Source organism: Pedobacter sp. AC190 (assembly GCF_979258025.1).
The window spans coordinates 3874892-3890759 of the sequence record NZ_OZ409824.1; the positions used below are offsets into that span (position 1 = coordinate 3874892).

Annotated in this window: 16 protein-coding genes; 6 read left to right on the forward strand and 10 right to left on the reverse strand. The window is 35.5% G+C overall.

The window, feature by feature from the left end:
- Positions 1 to 137: 137 nt before the first annotated feature.
- Positions 138 to 1184, reverse strand: a complete 1047-nt coding sequence (locus tag ACZZZI_RS17105; protein ID WP_316760252.1) for an NAD(P)-dependent alcohol dehydrogenase — start codon at positions 1182 to 1184, stop codon at positions 138 to 140.
- Positions 1185 to 1310: 126 nt separating this feature from the next.
- Between ACZZZI_RS17105 and ACZZZI_RS17110 the strand changes: the two genes are divergently transcribed.
- A complete protein-coding gene (locus tag ACZZZI_RS17110; RefSeq protein WP_316760249.1) occupies positions 1311 to 1961 on the forward strand; it encodes a YceH family protein in 651 nt (216 codons plus the stop codon).
- 1 nt (position 1962) lies between these two features.
- On the opposite strand, the gene fabF is transcribed toward ACZZZI_RS17110, so the two are convergent.
- The 4 genes from fabF to ACZZZI_RS17130 are packed head-to-tail and all read right to left on the reverse strand — an operon-like array spanning position 1963 to position 4865.
- Positions 1963 to 3213, reverse strand: a complete 1251-nt coding sequence (gene fabF / locus ACZZZI_RS17115) for a beta-ketoacyl-ACP synthase II (protein ID WP_463490202.1) — start codon at positions 3211 to 3213, stop codon at positions 1963 to 1965.
- Positions 3213 to 3443: a DUF2798 domain-containing protein gene (locus tag ACZZZI_RS17120; protein WP_463490204.1), complete on the reverse strand. Its 231-nt coding sequence runs from the start codon at positions 3441 to 3443 to the stop codon at positions 3213 to 3215. Before ACZZZI_RS17120 ends, fabF begins: the two co-directional genes overlap by 1 nt.
- Positions 3444 to 3462: 19 nt before the next feature.
- A complete protein-coding gene (locus ACZZZI_RS17125) occupies positions 3463 to 4227 on the reverse strand; it encodes an SDR family oxidoreductase (protein ID WP_463490206.1) in 765 nt (254 codons plus the stop codon).
- Positions 4228 to 4277: 50 nt separating this feature from the next.
- Positions 4278 to 4865 (reverse strand): TetR/AcrR family transcriptional regulator, encoded by a 588-nt coding sequence (locus ACZZZI_RS17130; protein WP_316760238.1) that lies wholly within the window; start codon positions 4863 to 4865, stop codon positions 4278 to 4280.
- Positions 4866 to 5238: 373 nt separating this feature from the next.
- On the opposite strand from ACZZZI_RS17130, the gene ACZZZI_RS17135 reads away from it, so the two are divergent.
- From ACZZZI_RS17135 to ACZZZI_RS17145, 3 genes are all read left to right on the forward strand, one after another.
- Positions 5239 to 6150, forward strand: a complete 912-nt coding sequence (locus ACZZZI_RS17135) for a helix-turn-helix domain-containing protein (protein WP_424057759.1) — start codon at positions 5239 to 5241, stop codon at positions 6148 to 6150.
- Between the two features lie 82 nt (positions 6151 to 6232).
- Positions 6233 to 7072 (forward strand): SDR family NAD(P)-dependent oxidoreductase, encoded by an 840-nt coding sequence (locus tag ACZZZI_RS17140; RefSeq protein WP_463490208.1) that lies wholly within the window; start codon positions 6233 to 6235, stop codon positions 7070 to 7072.
- A gap of 196 nt (positions 7073 to 7268) precedes the next feature.
- Positions 7269 to 8105 carry an SDR family NAD(P)-dependent oxidoreductase gene (locus tag ACZZZI_RS17145; protein ID WP_463490210.1) on the forward strand — a complete coding sequence of 279 codons (837 nt, stop codon included), beginning with the start codon at positions 7269 to 7271 and terminating at the stop codon, positions 8103 to 8105.
- Positions 8106 to 8198: 93 nt separating this feature from the next.
- Here ACZZZI_RS17145 and ACZZZI_RS17150 read toward each other — a convergent pair whose 3' ends face one another.
- The 4 genes from ACZZZI_RS17150 to ACZZZI_RS17165 all read right to left on the reverse strand — a co-directional run bounded on the left by ACZZZI_RS17150 (position 8199) and on the right by ACZZZI_RS17165 (position 13298).
- On the reverse strand, positions 8199 to 8663 hold the full coding sequence (locus ACZZZI_RS17150; RefSeq protein WP_463490212.1) for a TlpA disulfide reductase family protein: 465 nt from the start codon (positions 8661 to 8663) through the stop codon (positions 8199 to 8201).
- A gap of 38 nt (positions 8664 to 8701) precedes the next feature.
- Positions 8702 to 9205: a C40 family peptidase gene (locus ACZZZI_RS17155; RefSeq protein ID WP_463490214.1), complete on the reverse strand. Its 504-nt coding sequence runs from the start codon at positions 9203 to 9205 to the stop codon at positions 8702 to 8704.
- Positions 9206 to 9292: 87 nt separating this feature from the next.
- Positions 9293 to 11908 (reverse strand): DNA mismatch repair protein MutS, encoded by a 2616-nt coding sequence (gene mutS, locus ACZZZI_RS17160; protein ID WP_424057762.1) that lies wholly within the window; start codon positions 11906 to 11908, stop codon positions 9293 to 9295.
- A 199-nt stretch (positions 11909 to 12107) separates the two neighbouring features.
- Positions 12108 to 13298 carry a BaiN/RdsA family NAD(P)/FAD-dependent oxidoreductase gene (locus tag ACZZZI_RS17165; protein WP_463491804.1) on the reverse strand — a complete coding sequence of 397 codons (1191 nt, stop codon included), beginning with the start codon at positions 13296 to 13298 and terminating at the stop codon, positions 12108 to 12110.
- 55 nt (positions 13299 to 13353) lie between these two features.
- On the opposite strand from ACZZZI_RS17165, the gene ACZZZI_RS17170 reads away from it, so the two are divergent.
- Both ACZZZI_RS17170 and purE read left to right on the forward strand, forming a co-directional pair.
- Positions 13354 to 14493 (forward strand): 5-(carboxyamino)imidazole ribonucleotide synthase, encoded by a 1140-nt coding sequence (locus tag ACZZZI_RS17170; protein ID WP_316760220.1) that lies wholly within the window; start codon positions 13354 to 13356, stop codon positions 14491 to 14493.
- A gap of 40 nt (positions 14494 to 14533) precedes the next feature.
- The gene (gene purE / locus ACZZZI_RS17175; protein ID WP_463490216.1) at positions 14534 to 15025 is read left to right on the forward strand and encodes a 5-(carboxyamino)imidazole ribonucleotide mutase; all 492 of its coding nucleotides are present in this window, start codon (positions 14534 to 14536) and stop codon (positions 15023 to 15025) included.
- A gap of 254 nt (positions 15026 to 15279) precedes the next feature.
- Here purE and ACZZZI_RS17180 read toward each other — a convergent pair whose 3' ends face one another.
- Positions 15280 to 15843, reverse strand: a complete 564-nt coding sequence (locus tag ACZZZI_RS17180; RefSeq protein ID WP_316760214.1) for a YqgE/AlgH family protein — start codon at positions 15841 to 15843, stop codon at positions 15280 to 15282.
- Positions 15844 to 15868 lie beyond the last annotated feature (25 nt).

The following is a 15868-nucleotide window of genomic DNA, read 5'->3' on the forward strand; positions in this document are numbered from 1 at the left end:
GAGATAGCTGTAGTGTATTTCATTATTAATTAAAACGACTTTATTTGAAAGAAACTGAATGCAAAAGGGCAAATTCCTTTTAGAAATTCGCCCTTTGCTTTAATTTAATAATCGTGAATTTATTCCATGATTGTTAATTAAATTGTATCCATATCAATTACGAAACGATATTTAACATCACTATTCAAAACACGCTCGTAAGCTTCGTTTACATAATTAATGTTAATAACTTCAACATCAGAAACAATATCGTGTTCAGCGCAGAAATCAAGCATTTCCTGAGTTTCTTCTATCCCACCAATACTTGAAGCTGTTAAAACTCGGTTTCCATGCATTAATGCCGAGCCTGGAAATTTCAATGGTTCAGGAGGTATACCTACACAAATATGTACACCATTAACATTTAATAATTTCAAATACATTTCATAATCGTGCGGTGCAGAAACGGAATCGATAATAAAATCGAAATGCTTGGCATATTTTGTTAACTCCTCAGGGTCTTTAGTAATCACGAAGTGATGAGCACCAAGTTTTTTGGCATCTTGTTCTTTCGAGGGCGAAGTGCTTAATACTGTAACATCTGCACCAAAAGCAACTGCAAATTTAACAGCCATGTGGCCTAAGCCACCTAAACCTAAAACTGCAACTTTGTGACCTTTTTTAATTCCCCATCTTTTAATTGGCGAATAAGTAGTAATACCTGCACACAATAACGGCGCAACACCAGCTAAAGGTAATTTCTCCGAAACACTCACTACGAACTCTTCTGTACAAACTATTTTGTTAGAATAGCCACCATACGTCGGCGTAGTTTTATCGCGTTCAACACTGTTATAAGTCCAAACAGTTTCTCCTTTTTCGCAAAACTGCTGTTGCCCACCTTTACATGTTGGACATTCTTTGCAACTATCAACCATACAGCCAATACCTGCCAGTTGACCGATTTTAAATTTGGTTACTTCTGAACCAACTTCAGTAATCCTGCCTACAATTTCATGTCCAGGAACCATTGGGTAACGGGCTGGGCCCCATTCGCTACGTACTTGGTGGATATCTGAGTGGCAAATTCCACTGAATAAAATTTCTATTAAAACATCTTTCGGTCCAACGTTTCTTCTTTCGAAACTCCATGGTGCCAATTTATCGGTTTGGTTGTGAACAGCGTATCCTTTTGCAGCAATCATATTATTTTAAATTTTGCTCAAAGCTATAAGATTAGCTTTTAGCGTTCGTCATGTTTAATTCATTTCAACATCTTAAATTTACATAATTAGTTTTCATAATCTCGGTTCAATTTCTATTTTTATCAAATGGAAGATATTAAACCATTACCCGATTTATCAACGGAAGAACAACGTATTTTAGGCTCATTAATAGAGAAAAGTAGAACTACGCCCGACTACTACCCAATGACTTTGAACAGTTTAACTGCAGCTTGTAATCAAAAAAGCTCCAGAAATCCAGTTGTAAATTATGATGAGGAAACAGTTACGCTAACTTTAAATTCGTTAAAAATTAAAGGTTTAATATCCACAGCTACAGGTGGTTCTAGTCGTGTAATTAAATACAAACATAATCTAGGAATTGTATATCCTTTGGTTCCATCAGAACTTTCTATTCTATGTTTACTACTTTTACGTGGGCCGTTAACACCAGGTGAAATTAATAGTAACTCGGGCAGGTTATATGAGTTCGAAAGTATTGAAGAAGTTTTAGAGCAATTGCAGAAACTATCGGATGAAGAACCCGCTTTTGTAAAGCAATTACCAAAAAAGGCAGGACAGAAAGAAGCCAGGTTTATTCATTTATTGGGCGAACAGGCTGAGATTATTGAAACAGAAATAGCTACTCCACAAACAACAATTTTCCAACCCAATGAAGAGTTGGAAAATCGTATTTTAAAACTTGAACAAGAAGTTGAAGATTTAAAGGAGTTGGTAAACCTGTTAATGGATAAATAACCTAGGCCTCGTATTTTTTGAAAATTGTGCTAGCTACGTGGCCACCAAAACCAAAAGTGTTATTTAAAACATAGTTGATTTCCTTTTTAATTGGCTTACCAAGAATGATGTTTAAACCCTCAGGGATTTTTTCATCGAGCTTTTTGGTGTTAATCGTTGGTGGAATAATTCCATCTCTAATGGAAAGAACGCTAATCAAGCTTTCCACTGCACCAGCTGCGCCAAGCAAATGGCCTGTCATCGATTTTGATGCACCAACAATTACTGGTAAATCACCAAATACATTTTTAACAGCCACAAGCTCACTAATGTCACCTAAGCCAGTAGAAGTAGCATGTGCATTAATATAATCAATTTTATCAGCAGAAATTCCTGCATCATTTAGTGCTTTTTTCATACCTAAAGTAGCACCAATCCCATCTGGAGGTGTTCCTGTTAGGTGATAAGCATCAGCTGCCATTCCGCCACCAACAATTTCGGCGTAAATATGCGCACCACGACTTAATGCATGTTCTAATTCTTCTAAAATTAAAGCTCCAGCACCCTCGCCCATTACAAAACCATCTCTACTTTCGTCAAATGGTCTCGATGCAGTTTCTGGACTATCATTTCTTTTTGATAATGCCTGTGCAGCATTAAAACCACCAACCGATGCTTCGGTAATTGCAGCCTCAGAACCACCAGCCACCATAATATTTGCTTTTCCTAAGCGAATTGTATCAAAAGCACTAATGATGGCAGTGTTTGAAGATGCGCAAGCAGAAACTGTGCAATAATTCGGACCACGAAGTTTATGACGAATAGAAATCACACCTGCAGCTATATCTACAATCATTTTCGGAATGAAATATGGATTAAATCTTGGCGTACCATCACCTTTATGAAATTCTGTTAATTGCTGCTCGAAAGTAGAAATACCACCATTTCCCGTTGCCCAAATTACACCTACTTCTGCAAGTTCATCGTCGGTAAAAGTGCTAAAATCTAAACCAGCATCTACAATAGCTTCATCCGTCGAAACAATTGCATATTGCGTAAACAAGTCGTATTTCTTAATTTCTTTTTTATCGATAAAAGATTCTGCATTAAAATCCTTTACTTCTGCAGCAAACTGGGTTTTAAATTTCGAAGTATCGAATTTGGTAATTGGGCCAACGCCACTTTTACCAGCTACAATGTTCTTCCAAAAGCTTTCTACTGTGTTACCAAGTGGTGTTATTGCACCTAATCCTGTTACAACTACTCTTTTCATTATGTTATTTTTTTGTCGGTTTCTTTAAATAAAAAATCAACCAACGATTGAACTTTAGGGGCGATTATTAATATTGCTGGAATGGCAACGATGTACGAAATGCCCCACGATTTTAACCATATTGTCATGAAATTTTGGGTAAATCCAATATTTACGCTAATGGCCGCAAAGGTTACTATTCCCGTGGTAAATATCGCCATAATAATAGCGAAAGCCAGTTTCTTTTTCATTTTCGCACCAATCGATTAGCTAAACTGTTTCTATCCAGGCTTTTCTATTCGCATTCATTACATTTAAAGCATCAATCGGCGATTGGCGGAACAACTCATAAATTTTGGCTGTATCGCCTACCCGAATCTCAAATTCATTATTTGCCAATGCTTTTACAAACTCATGGGCCACTACCGATGGTTTAATGCCATTATGTCCACCAATTTCTTTCGAAAATTCAGTATCAACTAAAGGTGGCATCAACTCAAAAACCTTTACATTAGTGTGCTCTAAGCTTAATCTTAAAGATGTTGTGTAAGAATGCAAAGCGGCTTTACTGGCAGCGTAACTTGGCAAGGTAATACCAGGAACGTAGGCCACAACCGAAGAAACATTTACAATAGCCGATTCATCCTGACTTTTTAACAGTGGTAAAAATTTTTGATTTATTCTAATGATTGACAAATAGTTGGTCAGCATTTCATCGGCTGCATTTTCAAAAGCGTCGGCTTTTTCATCACCAAGATTGTATAAAATAGCTCGGCCTGCATTGTTAATTAACATATTTAAACGAGGGAAATTCTTCCCAACTCGATCTACCAAATTTTCCACCTCGTCGGCTTTACTTACATCAAAAGTTATGGCGGTAACATTTTTTAAACCAGCTACAGCAGCATCCAGCCGTTCCTTATTTCTGCCAGTTACTATAACATGGTTATTTAACGCGGTTAATTGTTTAACAATTTCTAAACCTATACCAGCTGTTCCGCCGATGATTAATACGGTGTTTTGTGAAGTTTTCATATTTGTAATTTGTTTTTTATACCAATCGGTATATTTTAGTTTAAAATTTTTTAGCCTAAGCTATTCACGTATTTCTTTAAAGAATCCATTATTAAATCCCAATTGTCGAGCTTATTGGTTAATCTAGAAATCATTATTCCACCTTCAATCATAGCAATTACAGTTAATGCAATTTGTTCGGCATTCGAATCCAAGGCTATTTCTTTATTTTCAATACCCTCTTCTACAAGCTTTATAATTCTTTTTTTCCATGATAAAACAGCTTTCAAGGCTTTTTCCCGAAGAGCTGGGTGCGTATCATCTGCATCGGTTGCGGTATTTAAAATTGGGCAACCACCTAATGAAATCGTTCCAGTTATAAAATTTTGATAAATACTAACATACACCAAAAGTTTACCCTTAGCGGTTGTTTGGGCTCTCATTGCCGACTCTATCTGCAGTACATTATTGTTAAAATTATAATCGAATGCGGCCAAAGCCACCTCATCTTTATTGGCGAAATTGCCATAAATGCTACCTTTTGTTAAGCCAGTCGCCGCGGTAATATCCTGTAAAGACGTACCTGCATAACCTTTCATATTAAAAATCGGTGCGGTTTTCTCAATAATATAATTCCTCGTTTTTTCTGCTTTGGTCATGGGTTAATAAATTGACAGCACAAATATATACCGATTGGTATTTTTAATTGTCATGTTTGGGTATTTTTTTTTGGCAAGCTATTATAGAAATCATGCAAATAAATTTGTGTTTCTATTTTCTCAACGTTCAAGTGTTTTTTTTTAGAAAAGCAAGTTTGTTGCTAATCGGCTTCTTCAGCCCTGCTTTACATTTTAGCACCGATGAAAACCTGTGCAACAAGTAAGTGTAGCAATAACAAAACAGAGACAAATGCTTAAATCGGGGGCTACCATTTCAATCAGGTTTATGTTACTTCTATTGTTTTGCTATTACTGTTTCTTCGCCATTCTATAACGGATTTCTGTTTACGTTTGAATTTTGTAACTTTGATTTATGAGTACTACAGAAACAATCGAAGATTTCTATCAAAATAAATTTAGCTTTCTGCCTGAAAATCTACAAAATGGTGTTGGCCATTTTAACGTTTTTAAGCTAGAAGATTGTCTTCGTGATGATAGTAAACAAATGAGCTACAATCGCAGAGATTTCTATAAAATAGCACTCAATCGTGGACATAACATCTACCATTATGCAGATAAAAGCATTGAAATAAATGGAACCGCATTAATGTTCTTCAACCCGTTAGTACCTTACACCTGGGAGTTGGCCAGCGGAACCAAAAGTGATGTAACAGGTTTCTTCTGTATTTTTACCGAGGCTTTCTTTACCGAAAAAATCCGTGGAAATATTGGCGACTTACCGATGTTTATGCCTGGAGGCAAGCCTGCGTATGTATTAGATGAAACACAAGATGCTGTGGTTTCATCGATATTCACTAAAATGTTTGAGGAAATTAACGCCGATTACATTTATAAATATGATTTATTAAGAAATTATGTAACCGAGATTACCCACTTTGCTTTAAAAACACAACCATCAGAAGCTTTATTTAAACATACCGATGCGAATTCTAGAATAACTTCTGTGTTTACTGAATTACTAGAACGTCAATTTCCCATCGAAACAACCTCGCAAAGATTTACCATGCGTTCTGCAAAAGATTATGCATCGCAGCTTTCTGTTCATGTAAATCATTTAAATCGGGCAATAAAAGAAACCACTGGTAAAACCACAACGCATTATATTACCGAACGTTTATTAAGCGAGGCAAAGGCTTTGTTAAAACATACAGATTGGAATATATCCGAAATTGGTTATTGTTTAGGTTTTGAAGAACCAACGCATTTTAACAACTTTTTTAAGAAATTAACCAACCATACGCCTACTGCTTATCGAATTGTTTGAATTTCGTAATTATCAGTTTGAATGGCGTAATGGTTAACCTAAATTCTCAGCGTAATTTTGTCTTAACAAAAAGGATAAAATTATGGGAATTAAAAAAGTTTGGTTTGTAACTGGTGCATCAAAAGGATTAGGACTTAGTTTAGTAAACCAATTATTAAAAGCAGGTCAATCTGTAGCAGCGACTTCCAGAAATGTAAATGATTTAGCAGCAGCAGTTAATTCAAATTCTGAAAGATTTCTTCCGTTAGCTGTAAATCTAAGCGACGAATTAAGTGTTGAGCAAGCCATTAATTCAACTATTCTTCAATTTGGACGAATTGATGTTATTATAAATAATGCAGGTTATGGCATTGGTGGTAGTATTGAAGAATTAAGCGACGAAGAAACCAGAAATAGTTTTGATGTTAATGTTTTCGGAACATTAAACGTAATTAGAAAAGCCAGTCCGCATTTAAGAGCGCAACGTTCTGGCCATATCATAAACATTGCATCAATTGCAGGCATTGTTGGCGCAACAGGCTGGGCGGTTTATTCTGCTGCAAAAGCCGCAGTAATTGCTTTATCAGAAGTTTTGGCCGATGATGTTAAGGCATTCGGAATTAGAGTTACGGTTGTAGCTCCTGGTGCTTTCAGAACCAGTTTCTTAACACCAGAGTCTTTGGTTTTAGCAAAAAATCCTATTGATGATTATGAAGATGTTCGGGCGGTACACGCCAAATATTTAAAAATGGATGGTGAACAAGCAGGCGATCCTGAAAAGGCAGCAGCTGCAATGATTTCTTTGGCAAGTATGCCAAACCCTCCTATTCATTTATTATTAGGTAACGATGCTTTAACAAGAGCAACTACAAAAACTCAGGCGCTAACAAAAGAATATCAAGATTGGAAAGCCATTACCATTTCAACAGACTTTGATAAATAATTGAAATCATAACCTAAAACACAACGAGCTTACGTGACTTAGATGGTAAAAAAAGAAATATTAAAAAAATAACCACCCCGCCTTTCAGCCATCTCTCCAAAGGAAAGGAATGATAGATGCAAATAAACTGTGTCTATAAAAAACTGAGTGTGTGTGCAGTACGGGTTAAAAGAATTTAATCATAAAAACAAAAATCATGGAAAATAAAAAAGTATGGTTCGTAACGGGTGCTTCAAAAGGCCTGGGACTAGCATTAGTAAAAAAATTATTAAGCAATGGTAATCGCGTAGCAGCTACATCAAGAAATATTTCAGAATTAGAAAAAGCTGTTGGTAATCATGAAAATTTCTTACCACTTTCAGTTAATTTGATCGATGAAAATAGTGTTGAAGCAGCAGTAAGTCAAACCATTAGTAAATTTGGGCAACTTGATGTTGTGGTTAATAACGCTGGCTATGGCATGATTGGCGCATTAGAAGAGTTGAGTGATCGAGAATCTCGTGAAAACTTTGATGTAAATGTTTTTGGCTCGCTTAATGTGATTAGAAAAACATTACCTCAAATGAGAAAGCAACAATCAGGGCATATTTTTAATATTTCTTCAATTGGTGGTTTTTCTGGAAATTTCCCTGGTTTTGGAATCTATTGTGCTACTAAATTTGCAGTAACGGGTTTTACAGAATCGTTAGCAGCAGAAGTTAAATCTTTAGGTATTAAAGCTACAGTTGTAGAGCCAGGTTATTTCAGAACAGAGTTTCTTTCTTCAGGTTCATTGGCGGTACCATCAAATCCGATCGATGCTTACATAGAAGTTCGTGACACACAAATTGCGCACCAGCAAGACATTAACAACCAGCAACCTGGTGATCCAGCTAAAGGATGCGACGTAATTATTGCAGCCGCTGAGAGTGAAAATGCACCATTACACTTATTTTTAGGTCCAGACGCTTACGCAGTTGCAGGTGCTAAAATAGCTGATGTACAAAAAGATATGGAAGATTGGAAAGCTTTAGCAACGGCTACAAATTTTTAAGCAATTGGCCTTTGTATAATTGGATGTTGCGAGACACGGAGCGATCTATTTTACAGTAGAGATTGTTTCGTGTCTCGCAATAACGATTTTATCTTACAAATTCAAAAATGCCTTTCTTAACTCATCCTCGGTAAATTCTTTTTCATAAAAATGCCTTACTTTTTTATTAACGAATAATGTTGCTGGTATGGCTCCCGACCATTTTTTATCAATTCGTTGAGTATAAATTTGTTTATCGGGTTCGTTTAGCAGAAAAACCTCTGCATTAATGTTATTATTTTGCACAAATGGAATGACAGCTTTTTGCAATTTCGATTTAAAATCTAAGCTTATTAAAATAATTTTAACGGGCTTATTTAAGTTTTCTACTCTTAGTTTTTCAAAATTTGGTAATTCTGCAACACAAGGTGAACACCAGGTTGCCCAAAAGTTAATAACATATGTTGTATCTTTTCCTTTAGCAATACGCCTATCCAAATCGTTAAGTGTGAGTAATTTTACCTGAGATTTTAAAGAATAACTAACTAAGGACAAGGTTATTATAAAAAATGTACGCATGGTTTTCAAATAAAAAAGATTCAAGATAGAGAAAATTGCTAATTAACAGAGCCTGTTTTAACCAGGACCCTTTGATAAGCTGGTAAATTTAAATCATCAACAATTACTCCTCTGGTTGTACTGGCATGTACAAAAAAACCACTGTTTAAATAGATACCGACATGGTCTACGTCATTTCCACCAAAAGAAAAGAACAATAAATCGCCTTCTTTTAAATTATCTATATCTTTTTTACGGACAAACTTAGCTTGATCACGCGAGATTCTTGGCAAAGTAACACCGTAAATTTCTTTCTCCAGTAAAAATGCAAATCCCGAGCAATCAATTCCGTTTTTGTCTAACCCACCTAATCTATATTTAACTCCAGTCCAATCCGTAATAAAGCGATATAATTGTTTACTTCGAAGATTCGACATGGCGTCAGCTGCTTTTGCAGCTTTTGTATCGCTTTTAACAGTATATTTCCGAGTTCCGCAAGATGTTAAAACAAGCGCAAAAATTAACGTTAACCAAAAAGAACTAAGCTGTTTTGTTTTAATCATATTTTTATTTTTGTTTCCACAGAAATCAAAGGCAAATTTTTATCTTTTTTTAGTTGCCTCAACAAAACTAAATTTAACGGCAATCAATTAATTATCCTTAATTAATCTTTGTATTTCATCGAGTTTTAGTAATGCTTCTACAGGAGTTAACGCATTTACATCCAAATTATTTAGGGTATCTCTAATTTTTACTAAAACAGGATCATCAATAGCAAACATTTGTAATTGATATGCTTGGTTTTGAACTTTCTTAATACTGTCTTTTATACTTTGTCCTTCGGTTCTATCAATTTCAAGTTTCTTTAAAATTTCATTTGCACGACCGATTAATTTCGGTGGCATACCAGCCATTTTAGCCACATGAATACCGAAACTATGCTCACTTCCGCCAGGAACTAACTTTCTGAGGAAAATAACCTTGTTTGTCATTTCCTTAACCGAAACATTAAAGTTCTTAATTCGAGGCATTGTATTCGCCAATTCATTTAACTCGTGATAGTGTGTTGCAAACAAAGTTTTCGGTCTTGCAGTTGGGTGTTGATGCAGAAATTCTGCAATTGCCCATGCAATCGAAATACCATCATATGTACTTGTTCCACGGCCAATTTCATCTAATAAAATCAAACTATCATCCGAAATATTATTCAAAATACTAGCTGTTTCATTCATTTCGACCATGAATGTACTTTCTCCAGAAGAAATATTATCAGATGCACCAACACGCGTAAAAATTTTATCTACAATACCAACTTCAGCATCTTTTGCAGGTACAAATGATCCCATTTGTGCCATTAAAACTATTAGAGCTGTTTGACGTAAAATTGCCGATTTACCCGCCATGTTGGGTCCAGTAATCATAATGATTTGCTGCGAATCGGTATCCAAATAAACATCATTGGTAATATATTCTTGTCCAACAGGTAACTGCTTTTCGATAACCGGGTGGCGACCACCCTTAATATCCAGCACTTTATCATTGGTAACTTTAGGCTTATTGTAATGGTTTTTATCAGCCAGTTGAGCGAAACACAACAAACAATCTAACTGTGCAATTAAAAATGAATCCAATTGAATCGGTTTGATATAACTTGCTGTTTCGTACATCAATTCATTATATAAACGAATCTCAATTGCTTGAATTTTTTCTTCAGCACCTAAAATTTGATCTTCATATTCTTTAAGTTCGGGTGTAATGTATCGCTCTGCATTTACTAAAGTTTGCTTACGAATCCAACCTTCAGGTACTTTATCCTTATGCGTATGTGTAACCTCTAAATAGTAACCAAAAACGTTATTAAAGGCAATTTTTAATGATGGAATGCCAGTTGCCTCCGCTTCGCGTTTTTGAATTTGAACTAAATAATCTTTTCCACCAAAAGCGATTTTACGCAAACGATCTAAATCTTCATCAATGCCGTCAGCTATTACATTTCCTTTAATCAGCAAAGCAGGCGGTTCGGGTTGCAACTCTCTTTCGATGCGCTCGCGAATTGTTAAACAAGGATTTAGCTGGTCGGCAATTTTAATTAAGAAAGGATTTTTAGAATCTGCCGCTAATTTTTTAACGGATTCAATGTGATAAAGTGCTCTTTTCAAAGCTACTAATTCTCTCGGGCCAACTTTTTGCAAGCCAACCTTAGAAATCAATCTTTCTAAATCGCCAATTTGCTTAATGTGAGTTAGAAATTCTTCCTGCAATTCACTTTTAGCAACAAAATACTCTACCATTCCTAAACGCTCTTGGATGGGTTTCAATTCTTTAAGTGGCATAATAATCCACTTTTGCAACAAACGAGCGCCCATTGGCGTACAGGTATGATCGAGAACATCGAATAAAGTAACGGCATTATCGTTAGCAGAATTCACCAATTCTAAATTACGAATTGTAAATCTATCTAACCACATGTAACGGTCTTCCTCAATACGACTAATCGAAGTTATGTGTTGCAAATTGCGATGCTCGGTTTCGCCCAAATAGTGCAAAATAACCCCAGCGGCAATAATTCCACTTTGTAAACGCTCTACACCGAAACCTTTTAACGATGTAACATCAAAATGTTTCATCAGGGTTTCATTTCCATAATCAGAAGTGAAAGGCCATTCATCTAAGCCGAAAGTATAAAAGCGATCTCCAAAGTTTTCGGTAAAAGTTTGGCGTTTCGATTTCTGAAAAATAACTTCACTAGGTTTAAAACCCTGTAAAAGTTTATCTATATAATCGCTGTTTCCCTGAGCGATTAAAAACTCTCCTGTAGAAATATCTAAAAAAGAAACACCCAGTTGTGTTTTATCGAAAAAAACGCAAGCTAAAAAGTTATTAGATTTTTGATTTACAATATTATCACCATAAGCTACACCAGGCGTAATTAATTCGGTAACACCGCGTTTAACAATGGTTTTCGTCGTTTTTGGGTCTTCCAGTTGGTCGCAAATGGCAACACGTTGCCCTGCCCTTACCAACTTGGATAGATAATTATCTAATGAATGATGTGGGAAACCTGCCAGCTCTAAAGCACCACCATTCGGTCCAGTACCTCTCCTGGTTAATACGATGCCTAAAATTTGTGATGTTTTTATGGCATCTTCGCCAAAGGTTTCGTAAAAATCGCCTACCCTAAAAAGTAGCAATGCGCCTGGATACTTCGCTTTAATAGCGTTGTACTGCTGCATTAATGGGGTTTCCTTATTCGTATCTTTAGCCAAAACTGAAATTAATTTGCAAAAGCCATAAAGATAGTACGAATATACTTTGTATGGCTGTTTTGTTGAAAAATTGGGAGATTGTTTATTGTTTAATCGATAAACGCTTATGCCTAAAGATCAATCGATATATTTATTTTTTGTGGTTAATTTGATTGATTTATTGTTTCGACATTAAATAATTCTTTTTAACTGATTGCAATTAAATATTTTGTGCAATTACAAAACCACTTGCCCAAGCCCATTGGAAATTGTATCCACCGAGCCAACCAGTTACATCCAGGCATTCGCCACCAAAAAACAAGTTTGGTATTTTCTTACATTCTAAAGTTTTCGAAGAAATCTCATTAGTATCTATTCCACCACGCATTACTTCGGCTTTATCGTAACCTTTATCGCCAGCTGGCTTAACTTTAAATTGATGAATAGTTTGCTCAATTAAATCTATTTCTGCTTTTGTTACAGAAGCTACAGGTTTAGTTAAAGGCAAAAACTTACCCAATGCATCAGTAAATTTTTTGGTATAATAGCGGTTCAACAAAGTTGATAAAATAGTTTTACCATTCGATTTACGTTCTTCAATTAATAATGAAACAACATTTTCGTTGGGTAAAAGATTGAGGTTAATGACCTCGCCCCTACGCCAAAATGATGAAATTTGCAGAATTGCAGGTCCGCTTAAGCCCCAGTGTGTAAATAAAATATTTTCTTCGAAAGAAATATCGTTATTACTTACTTCGCAAAAAATAGAATTACCAGAAAGCTGGGCAAACCATTCTTCATCTTTACCAGTAACTGTTAAAGGAACTAAAGCTGGAGCAGTTTCTACAATTTTTAAATTGTGTTTCTTAGCAAAGCGCAAAGCGAAATCGGTAGCACCCATTTTAGGAATAGGCAAACCACCTGTTGCAATCACCAACTTTTCGGCGGTTATCGAGATACGCTTTCCGTTCTTATCGTAAGTTACTTTATAGCCATCCGGCAAAATTTCAATATCCTTAACATCTGCTTTAGTCCTAATCTCCTGTCCAAAATCCTCGCAAATAGAAGTAAAAACCTCAACTACATCTTTAGCATTTTTCTCATCAGGAAATAATTGTCCCAAAGTTTTTTCTTTACCTCGTATGCCGTAAGTTTCGAAAAAACTAATTGTATCATCAACGGTCCATTGGTTGAAAGCAGATTTTATAAAATTAGGATTCGCAGAGATAAACTGCTCTGCTGATGCAAATTGATTGGTGTAATTACAACGACCACCACCAGAAATTAAAATCTTAGCACCAGGTTTTTCGTTTTTTTCGAGCACGATAACCTTTTTACCAAGATAGCCAGCTTGCACGGCACACATCAATCCACAAGCACCTGCTCCAATAATTATCGCTTCTGCATCCATCATTAAACCTAAAATTGTTACTTTTGTGCAAAATTAGCATAATTTTCAACCCCTCATGGCAAAACAGATCAGCGAATTAAAATTAGGTATATTAGGTGGAGGACAATTGGGCAGAATGCTCATTCAACAAGCAATTAACTACAACGTAACTTCGTTAGTTTTAGACCCAGACCCAGATGCGCCTTGTAAACATATCGCAAACTACTTCGAAAATGGTTCTATAACCGATTTTGATACCGTTTATAATTTCGGAAAGAAAGCGGATATTATTACCATAGAAATTGAAAAAGTAAATATTGATGCCTTAGAACAATTGGAAAAAGAAGGTAAACAGGTTTTTCCTCAATCTCGAGTAATTCGTTTAATTCAAGATAAAGGTGTACAGAAGCAGTTTTTTAAAGAAAATGACATCCCTACATCTCCTTTTCAAATTGTAAACACCAAAGAGGATATGGAAAATAGTCCATTCCAATTTCCATACATTTTAAAATTGCGTAAAGATGGCTACGACGGTAAAGGTGTAATGAAAATTAATGGTACTGAAGATTTAAAACATGCGTTTGATGCACCTTGTATTATCGAAAAACTTGTTGATTTTGATAAGGAAATTGCTGTAATTGTTGCACGTAATTCCAAAGGTGACATGAAAACTTTCCCAATGGTGGAAATGGAGTTTAATCCTGAGGCAAATTTGGTTGAGTTTTTGATTTCGCCGTCTACTTACGCAGAAAGCTTACAACAAAAAGCAGAAAACATCGCAAAGAACATTGCTTCGGCAATGAATATTACAGGGATTTTAGCTGTGGAAATGTTTGTTTGTAAAGATGGCGAGTTGCTGGTTAATGAAGTTGCTCCTCGGCCGCATAATAGTGGTCATCAAACCATCGAAGGAAACTATGTTTCTCAATTTGAGCAACATATACGTTCTATTTATAACTTACCTTTAGGTGATACTTCGAGCATTACAAACGCAATTATGATTAATTTATTGGGTGAGAAAGGTTCGGAAGGTGTAGCTAAATATGAAAACCTGGAAAAGATTTTAAGCATTGATGGCGTTTACGTTCATTTATATGGTAAGAAATATACTAAACCATTTCGCAAAATGGGCCATGTAACCATAGTAGATATCGATAGAGAGAAAGCTATTGAAAAAGCCAGATACGTTCAAAAAACATTAAAAGTAATCGCTTAACTAAATAAGCACTAAAGATTTAAAAATTAAAATAAATATAATGAATGCGAAAGTAGGAATAATTATGGGTAGCAAGTCTGATTTGCCTGTTATGCAAGATGCTGCTGATATATTAAAAGAGTTTGGAATCGATTTTGAAATCACAGTAGTTTCTGCTCATAGAACTCCTGAACGTATGTTTACTTATGCTAAAGAAGCGCATAGCAAAGGTTTAAAAGTAATTATTGCTGGTGCAGGTGGCGCTGCTCATTTACCAGGAATGGTAGCTTCTATTACTACGCTTCCAGTTATTGGTGTTCCAGTAAAATCATCAAATTCTATCGATGGCTGGGATAGTATATTATCTATCTTACAAATGCCAAATGGTATTCCTGTCGCTACTGTTGCACTAAATGCAGCTAAAAATGCAGGTCTTTTGGCTGCTCAGATTTTGGCAACAGCCGATGAATCTTTAACAGTTAAAATGCAAGAATATAAAGATGATTTGAGAAAAAAAGTTGAAGACAGCGCAGCTGAGTTAGAAAGTAAATAATAATTTCAAAAAAAAACGCACTCAGAGATTGGATTATTATTTCTGAAAGCATCGGCTTTTATACTTTTTATCCTAATTATTAATTTAACAACCTGGTCAAAATAAAAGCATATTGTTTTGATACAAATTCTGATGACGATTATTGGAGTTTATTTTTATGAGGCTCGAATCTCGCTTTAGCACAAAATAATTTTGAAAACGCAATTTACTCTCTATTATCCCGATGGATTAGGATTTATTAATTGGAAACCTAATTAATTCAAACTCGGGTCTGTTGGGAAATTACTTACATGAGCATATTTTGGACCTAAATTTACAATAACGTCACGCCACAACTGTTCATCATCATTTCCAAAAATAATATCAGGATTTGAGATATCGCTAACCATCCAGGCGTTTTGCTCAATCTCTTTTTTCAGCTGCCCATTATCCCAGCCAGAATAACCCATAAAGAATTTGATTTCATTTTCTTCAATAGCATTGGTATTGATTAAAATTTTCAGGGTTTCAAAATTGCCGCCCCAATAAATTCCATTTCCAATTTCTTCGCCACTTTGTAGCTTTTCATAGCTTCTGTGTATAAAATGCAGGGTATCGGAAGCTACTGGTCCTCCAAAGTAAATTTGATTATCAGCCGCCCATAAATCCTGTATCACATCTTTTAAAAGCAGGTTTCCTGCCTGATTTAGGATATAACCAACAGAACCCTCTTCATCGTGTTCAGTTAATAAAACAACTGATCTTTTAAAATTTGGATCAGTCATAAACGGTTCTGAGATAAGTAAACGGCCTGTTTTCGGTTTTATATTGTTCAGCATGATGATAATCATTTGTTGCACCATA